2 protein-coding genes are annotated in these 2020 nt (G+C 30.5%); both read left to right on the top strand.

Annotated features, from left to right (window positions below; genetic code table 11):
• Positions 1-149 precede the first annotated feature (149 nt).
• On the top strand, positions 150-752 hold the full coding sequence (locus AB2B44_RS10565) for a hypothetical protein (protein ID WP_369049551.1): 603 nt from the start codon (positions 150-152) through the stop codon (positions 750-752).
• A 155-nt stretch (positions 753-907) separates the two neighbouring features.
• Positions 908-1792 carry an HNH endonuclease gene (locus AB2B44_RS10560; protein WP_369049550.1) on the top strand — a complete coding sequence of 295 codons (885 nt, stop codon included), beginning with the start codon at positions 908-910 and terminating at the stop codon, positions 1790-1792.
• Positions 1793-2020 lie beyond the last annotated feature (228 nt).

Genomic DNA, 2020 nt, shown 5'->3' with positions numbered 1-2020 from the left:
GCCCAACAATGGCTATAAGTAATTGCTTGTTCTCCTCTACTTCTGAAAATCCTTGCGGATTTTCAGCTTGGTGTGTACTTGTAAATTTTGTACCTTAACCACGCAACTACTCATAGCCGAATACGTTAGCAAAAATTAAACACATAAAAATGGTAAACAAAATTTTAAAAATTTCTTTTACTTTATTAATTATTATGAACTTAATTAATTGTAACCAAAGTGAAGAAGAACCAACTATAAGTTACCCTAAAAAGTTGGTATATAGTGAAGAAGGAATTTCTACACTAGAATATTGGCATGGAGGAGAATTAACAAATATATCACCAGAAAAATACATAAATTATTTTGATGCTAATAACTGTTTGAATTATTTTAATGATGAAACTGATGTGTACTGTAAGAATACACAAATCACTTTTGAAAATGAAACTGATTTAATCTTGAATTATGGCGAAACAAACATAAATACCTCATACAAGTTTGTTCATGATACACTAAAAATTATAAGTAATAATCAAACATTAGATTTAGCAATAGGTAATAGAAATGAATTGAAAATATATGGAAGTCTTTATAAATTTAGTAATTCAACATCCTCTGGTTGTGGAGGAGATGAGTTTTTAAAATTTAATTTTGAAGGACAATTTTTTTTAAGTAAATCATCCAACCATAATATTAAGTTTAACAATCCTTCTGAAATGGAGGCAAATGATGAAATTGTTTTTTACAATAAAGAATATATTTTAAGATAAAAACTTTTGCTAACACAGTATAACCGCAATTACGGCGGATTCGACTACGTCCGAATCCACTCGGAATTGCTAACGGCTGGCATAAACTGAAATTTTGTATATTTAAATCCGTAACTGACGGTTATACTAACACGTTGTATGCCATTTGACCAAAAATGAGAGATTGGAGAAACATAATAGATGAATGGACTGAAAACAAAAGAGATAAATCAATAAATACTGATTTAAAAAACTTTTTTGAAAAAGCATTCCAAAACACATTAATTCCAGAAAAAAGTTGGTTCGGATTTCCGCCATCTAAAAATAGTCTTGGAATATTTTTTGGTAGAGTAATGTTAGTTGGAATGTTTCAAGACACAATTGAAATAATAATTGACGATGATATTTCCGAGAAAATTGGTTTTCCTACGAGAGTAGTTGGGAGTTCTAAATCAAACGGAGAATTACTATTTTGGATAACTACAAGTTCATCGAATATAAATAAACTAATTGAAAATGAGCTGATTTGGAAACATTACAAAGTTGCTTCTTTGAAAGTTGATAATTACTCAAATATAAGTTGGGAAAGAAAAGATTGGCTCAATGGCAAGTTCAAACTTTCAGAAATATACAATCCAAGCAAAAAAATTGAACTGACAAACGAGGAGTATGAATTAACTTTTGAAACCGAGGTAAAAAATTCTCAACTCGACCCAAAAGAAAAACGAATAGAAAGACTTAAAAAAGCAAATAAAACAGCTCAAGAAACTTTCTCAACATCGAAAATTTACATACGGAATTCAGATGTAGTTGCAGAAGTTTTGGACAGAGCAAACGGAGTTTGTGAATATTGTAAAAATGAAGCACCTTTTATAAAAGATTCTAGTGGACTTGGATTTTTAGAAGTACATCACATAATTCCACTTTCAGAGAACGGATTGGATACAATTGAAAATTGTGTGGCATTATGTCCGAATTGCCATAGACACGCACATTACGGAAAGAAAACATTTGTACTGAATAAAATAAAAAAAACAGCATACAACAATGGCTATAAGTAATTGCTTGTTCTCTCCTACTTCTGAAAATCATCGCGGATTTTCAGCTTGGTGTGTACTTGCAAATTTTGTATCTTAACCTCGCAACTACTCATAGCCGAATACGTTGTGGCTAATATAAAATTTGAACCGTAAAAATGCTTTGGAATAAAGAAAATAAATACACAGAATTACCATACGAAAAGGAATCGGAACTTGAGGAAGCAGTAAACGAAGTAAAAGAGGGATTGT

This window comes from Tenacibaculum sp. UWU-22 (assembly GCF_041021355.1).
Classification (GTDB): domain Bacteria; phylum Bacteroidota; class Bacteroidia; order Flavobacteriales; family Flavobacteriaceae; genus Polaribacter.
This window is presented reverse-complemented; position numbering and strand designations above follow the sequence as displayed.

Coding starts and splice junctions, on each gene's coding strand:
- AB2B44_RS10560 (WP_369049550.1), top strand. CDS start 908: ATGAGAGATTGGAGAAACATAATAGATGAATGGACTGAAAACAAAAGA.
- AB2B44_RS10565 (WP_369049551.1), top strand. CDS start 150: ATGGTAAACAAAATTTTAAAAATTTCTTTTACTTTATTAATTATTATG.